The sequence below is a fragment of the Sphingomonas sp. Leaf22 genome (genome assembly GCF_001421715.1).
GTDB lineage: Bacteria > Pseudomonadota > Alphaproteobacteria > Sphingomonadales > Sphingomonadaceae > Sphingomonas.
On record NZ_LMKP01000036.1, the window covers coordinates 1 to 5,960 of the forward strand.

Below are 5,960 nucleotides of genomic sequence, written 5' to 3' on the forward strand. Positions count from 1 at the left end.
CTGCTCGTCCGTCAGCCAAAAAAGGTCGCTCATTCGGGTCTCCTCGCAGAGCCTGAATCAGATCGCGATCCTCATATCAATGGGTCCTGACCCTAGCGATGCGGCCAGCATCCTGAAAGAGTTTGCCCGGTCGCATAATATGACCATGAATTCTGCAATCGTCATCATGATGGCTGCAGCGTGCAACGAAGGAGGGCCTCAGACCGTATATCACCTTCAAAAAGCGGCGAATGCGTTCGTTAATGATCGGCTGAGCGTTAACACTCCAAGTAGGCAGCAACGGCGTTTGGCGGAAAGGAAGTTTGCCAAGCTGAGAGCTCTAGACCAGAAAATTTCTAGGTTAGAGGGTTCTGAACAGTTCCGTATTTTTGATTATGATGAATGATACTCCAGCTTTAAAGAGTGGTGTTAGCCTAGTACGGTTACTATTCCTGCCTAATATGATAAATATTTTATGAAAATAGTGTAACCTGCCAGTCTGTCTGACGTCGCCGACGAAACGACGCTTTTGGGCCTTGGCAAAGGATTGGGCTGCGATCGGAATATTGCCCTACTTGGCTCCATTGGCTCAGCCCCGCATTCGCCTATGTGCGTTATATAACTGCCATTGAAGAGGACCAGCATGAGCGACGCAGCTCTCGTCAACGTCAATACTGCTACGGCCGAGGAACTGGATGCCGTACCCGCGCTTAAGGGCCACGGGTTCGAGATCGTACGCTACCGAGAGGAACGCGGCACATTCACAGATCTGCGGCAACTTGACGAGGTTCCGGGTCTCACGGGCAAGGCGGATGACGGACGATCAGCGCTTACGGTCGCCCACGACTGACTACTTACCGTCGGATAATCGGGATTGACGGTACGAACGCGTGACCGGCGCGACTAAACTCTGACAGCGGAGCTGGTGATCTCGCGGCACCCTACTGTCACCTTTGAAGGGTTCTGGAATATTGGCGGCCGGCGTATTCGTGTTAATACCGCAGGCGCCTAAGGCGGCGCATATCCTGCGACGCTCGGAACTGGGCGACCGCGTCACTGACGACCGACTTCTTCTCTGCCGTCGCGCTAGCCACCACCATCATCTTCTGGCTGTGATCAACGAGTCCTGACCCTAGGCGTAGGGCAATAGCATGTCTATGAGCGATGGAATGCGCTGCATATTGTTCTCTGTGGTACTCTGCCTGACCGTACCTGCCTTGGCGCAGGACCGATATGGGAACAATAGCCCGGATCAGGCGCCACCGGTCCAATCGTCGCTTCCTGCAACCCAACAGGGTGAAACCGCGCGCTCCGCGGCCGGCCAGACCGGACAGCGCCAGACGCGTGAGGAAGTCGCCGCCGAAGCCGGGATCGAGCCGATGGGGCGGATCAATGGCCGGATCCAGAACCGGGTCCAGTCGCGCATCCGCAACCGTATCGATCGCTATTACGACCCGCAGGCCAACGCGACCTCGCCCTTTGCGGTTGCCGGCGATCAGGCGCGTACCGCCGGACGTCCACGCCGGTGATTCAAGGTGGGCGGAATGGTGCTCCGTCCGGCTATTTCCTACTCGAAAGCACGAATGGTCGCCGGTCTGTCCGGCGTGCGTGTACGGGCAGGTCCCGCTTCCCATCGCATCTTCGTGCTTTCGAGTAGAATAGTCCCATGACCCGCAAGCCCCCTGCCCCGCGCACGCCCGCCAAGCCCCCGGCCCGCCCGCAGGGCGATCTGTTCCGGCTCGACAGTCCGCTTACCGCCGAAATCCGCGGTGAGCGGTCGTTGATGGCGTTTCCGTTCTTCGCGCTCGCCAAGAATGCGTGGATGAAGCCGCTGACCTATCAGGCAAATGCGATATCGATCGAAGTACGTCCGTCGGCCAGTGGCGTTGCGACCATCTATGACAAGGAAATCGTTCTGTATATCGCCAGCCTGATGCTGGCGAAGATCGAGATCGGCGAGACGGTTACGCAGGATTTCGTCTTTACCGCGCATGATCTGTTCACGGTGACCGGGGCCAATCACTCGGCGCGGTCGTACGGTCGACTGTCGGAGGCGCTGGAACGACTGCAGGGTACGCAGATCAAGACCAATATCGAGGCGGGGGGCGAAGGCGAGGAGGGTTTCTTCTCATGGCTGTCCGAAGCCAAGCTGCACTATTCGCGCACCCGGGGCGGCGAGCGGCGGCTGAAGGCGGTCAAGGTGCGGCTGTGCGACTGGCTGTTCCGCGCGATCCTGCTCGACCGGCACGTGCTCGACTATGCTGCGGCATACTTCCAGCTGGGGCCGATCGAGCGGCGCATCTACGAAGTAGCGCGCTCGAGCGGTGAGGACCGGTTGGAAACCGACCTCGCGACCTTCCGCCTGCAGATCGGCTATCAGAACCCGCTTGCCAATTTTCGAAATGCTTTGAAGCAGATAGTAGCATCCGACAGCATCCCCGACTATCGGTTGGAGCTGATCGAACAGGAATCCCCCGAAGGCGAGGCCCCCCGGCGTGGACGGCGCTCGACCCCGGTGCAGGTGGTACTGACCCGCCGGCCACGCGCGCTCGGCAGCGATGAGGCGGGTGATTCGGATGCGAGCGAATCGGTGGACGCTCCGGCCGCGTAATTCCTATTCGAAAGCACGAATGCGACGGGGTATTTGCTACCCGAAAGCACGAACGTACCGCCATATTCCTATTCGAAAGCACGAATCGTCGGCGGTGATTTGCGCCGAAACGAACGTAATTGTCGCTTTCCTACTCGAAAGCACGAACCGGGAACGCTTCCGATGTTGGATTTGATCTGCAAAGGTCGCTGAAACCGGCAGCAGGGCCGGCAGCAAGGGAATTGGCCGTGACCACATAAAGGAAAGCCCGGCACGAAGGCCAGGCGTCCCAGGTTTTGGAGCGACGTCGCCAAACGTCGAACCGGCTTCTACAGGCCTTCTCCAATACCTCCGATCGCTTGTCGGTTCAAGGACGCGCGTTTCGCGCCACGCCCCTTTTTTGCTTGTTTGTCGCGGCCCCGGACAAGGGGGACGATGATGGCGCTTATCCTGGCGCAGGCGATCGCGCGCATGGCCGATCCGGCACGCGTACCACGGCCACGCAGCGGCGGTGTGCACCGCACCGGCGCACCCGTCCGGCGCGGCAGCGTCGAGGCGGGCACGGTCGAGGACCATTTCTTCGCGGTGCCCGCCAAGGGCGAGACCGACCGGCTGCTGCGCATGGCACGCGCCGCGCTCGATGCCGGGCGGGCGCGGCGGCGCGCTGCGCGCAGCGAGGGGCGGATGCTGACCGCGGCCGAAACGGTGCTGTGCGCCCTGACCGCCGGGGCGGTGCGCGTGTTCGAGGAGATCTGCACCCTCGCCCGGCTGAATGGCGGGCGGGTGTTCCCGACCTATGACCATCTGGCGAAGGCGACCGCGCTTGGCCGGGCGACGGTGGCGCGGGCGTTGGCGGCGCTAGAGGCGGCGGGGTTCCTTGTTCGCCAGCGGCGCTTCTGTCGCAACGTCGGCGCGGGGCCACGCTATCGCCAGACGTCGAATATCTATCGGGCGCTGCTACCTGGCGGATTGCTGCGGTTTCTGCCACGCCGTTTCCATCCCGCGCCGCTGCCGCACGATGCGGTGGGACATCGCGAAGCCGCCGCCGCCGAGCTGGCAGCGATGCGCGCGACGCTCAGCTGCCGCGAACTGGCCGAGGCCAGCGTCGGCGGTGCGCTCGGCCGGGTATTGGCATTGCTGGGGGCGGCAATTGATCGCGCCGCCTGCGAGTCTCATTTCGATCCGCAACCACTCTCTGAGTCATTTGAACAAACCACAGATGTCGTCGGCCTAGTCGGCCGCCGGCGTCCGGCCTAACAGCTATGGTGACCACAAACGCATCGAACCATGCACACACCTCCCCCGCCAAACCTGCGGGACGCACCGGCTATCGCCGGCGCGATGCTCTCCAACGAGAGCAGGCGGAACCGTGGGTGGCCCAATGTTACATACTATTGCGCGGGAATGGCGGATTTGCGCCACATCAAACGGTCGTATAACGTGTTCTACAAGAGGATTTTCCGGCGCGGTTCGAACCGAACACGGCGTTCCAGCGCGCTCATCTTCCAACGGATCCATTCCATGCAAGCATCCTCCGCGCCGGCACCACGCCGGTCCCGCTGGCGCAAGACCAAGATCGCGCTCGGCATCGTCGTCGTGCTGCTGCTCGCCGCGATCGCCTTCCTGTTCCGGCCGATGGCCTCGCCCGCCGGCCCCGCGCCCGACAACGACCGTCCGCTCGACATGGTGGTGATCGGCGGCGGGGTGATGAGCGTGACGCTCGCGACCTATCTGCAGGAGCTGGAGCCGAATTGGCGGGTCGCGCTGTTCGAACGGCTCGACAATGTCGCCGAGGAAAGCTCGAACGGGTGGAATAATGCCGGCACCGGCCATTCGGGCTTTGCCGAGTTGAACTATACTCCCGAAAACCCCAATGGCAGCATTGATACGAGCAAGGCGGTGGTGATCGCCGAACAGTTCGAGGTCGCGCGGCAATTTTGGGCGCACGAAGTGAAGACCGGGCGTCTGGGTGCCCCGAACGGCTTCATTAATCCGACACCGCATATGAGCTTCGTGTGGGGCGACGCCAATATCGAGTATCTGCGCAAGCGGCAGGCGGCATTGGTCAAGAACCCGTTGTTCTACGGCATGGAATATACCCGGGACCCGGCGAAGATCCGCGCCTGGGCACCGCTGGTGATGGAGGGTCGCGATCCGAACCAGAAGGTCGCCGCGACCTATATGCCGATCGGCACCGACGTGAACTGGGGCGTCATCACCCGCCAGCTCGCCACCGCGCTGACCAAAAATCCCAATTTCGACCTGAAACTGCGCCATGAGGTTCGCGGCCTCAACCGCGGGGCCGACGGCATCTGGAACGTGACGGTACGCGATCTGACCACGAACAAGGACCGCACCGTGCGGGCGCGCTTCGTGTTCATCGGTGCAGGCGGCGCGTCGCTCAAGCTGCTGCAGATGTCGGGTATTCCCGAAGCCAAGGATTATGGCGGCTTCCCGGTCGGCGGCCAGTTCCTCGCGTTCGAAAACCCGGCGCTGACCGCGCGCCACGACGTGAAGGTCTATGGCAAGGCGGAGGCCGGATCGCCGCCGATGTCGGTGCCGCATCTCGACGCGCGCAAACTGGACGGCAAGTCGGTCATCCTGTTCGGGCCGTTCGCGCTGCAAAGCACGAAGTTCCTGAAGAACGGATCGTGGCGCGACCTGTTCAACAGTGTGTACAAGGACAATGTCGGGCCGATGATGGCGGTCGGCGCGGAAAATGCCGAGCTGGTCCAGTATCTGGTCAAACAGGCGATGCTGACCGACAAGGATCGCCAGGCCGAGCTGGTCAAATATTTCCCGAACGCCAAACAGGGCGACTGGAAGCTGATCACCGCCGGACAGCGGGTGCAGGTCATCAAGCGCGACCCGAAAAAGGGCCCGGTACTGCAGTTCGGGACCGAGATCGTAACCGACAAGCAGGGGACGATCGCCGCGTTGCTCGGCGCGTCGCCCGGTGCCTCGACCTCGCCGGCGATCATGCTGGAGGTGCTGAAAAAGGCTTTCCCGCAGCGGCTTGCCAGTATCTGGACGCCGAAGATCGAGGCGATGATCCCGTCCTATGGCCGCACGCTCAACGACGATCCGGCCTTCACCAACCAGATAAGGCGGATGACCAGCGAGACGCTGAAGCTGCCGTTCGTCGAGGTGCCGGCGAATGTTCGTGCGGGTGCCGCCGTGGCCCCGGCCCCGGTCGCGACCCCGCCCGCGCGCAGCCTGAACCGCGAGCAGCAGGCGATGTGACCGCAAGGCCGGAGCACGACGGCATAAGGCGAAACCGTTCGTCCTGAGTGGGGTCGGTTCCGGCTGAGGGCGAAATGACGCCCTAAGCGGACTGACTGGGTTGGGGGTAGGCGGCATTCGCGACGCCCGTGAAACTGGCTATGCAGCC

Annotated in this window: 6 protein-coding genes; all 6 read left to right on the forward strand. The window is 62.2% G+C overall.

Going from position 1 to position 5,960, the window contains the following annotated elements:
- On the forward strand, window positions 1–385 hold a 385-nt coding region (locus ASE70_RS20760; RefSeq protein ID WP_235519936.1), incomplete at its 5' end, for a hypothetical protein.
- A 237-nt stretch (window positions 386–622) separates the two neighbouring features.
- The gene (locus tag ASE70_RS13625; RefSeq protein WP_056505884.1) at window positions 623–829 is read left to right on the forward strand and encodes a helix-hairpin-helix domain-containing protein; all 207 of its coding nucleotides are present in this window, start codon (window positions 623–625) and stop codon (window positions 827–829) included.
- Between the two features lie 367 nt (window positions 830–1,196).
- Entirely contained in the window at window positions 1,197–1,508 is a 312-nt protein-coding gene (locus tag ASE70_RS13630) for a hypothetical protein (RefSeq protein WP_056505887.1), read from the forward strand.
- A gap of 137 nt (window positions 1,509–1,645) precedes the next feature.
- Window positions 1,646–2,590 (forward strand): replication initiator protein A, encoded by a 945-nt coding sequence (locus ASE70_RS13635; protein WP_056505890.1) that lies wholly within the window; start codon window positions 1,646–1,648, stop codon window positions 2,588–2,590.
- A gap of 414 nt (window positions 2,591–3,004) precedes the next feature.
- Window positions 3,005–3,826 (forward strand): helix-turn-helix domain-containing protein, encoded by an 822-nt coding sequence (locus tag ASE70_RS13640; protein WP_056505893.1) that lies wholly within the window; start codon window positions 3,005–3,007, stop codon window positions 3,824–3,826.
- Between the two features lie 264 nt (window positions 3,827–4,090).
- The gene (gene mqo, locus ASE70_RS13645) at window positions 4,091–5,812 is read left to right on the forward strand and encodes a malate dehydrogenase (quinone) (protein ID WP_056505895.1); all 1,722 of its coding nucleotides are present in this window, start codon (window positions 4,091–4,093) and stop codon (window positions 5,810–5,812) included.
- The last annotated feature ends 148 nt before the right edge of the window (window positions 5,813–5,960 follow it).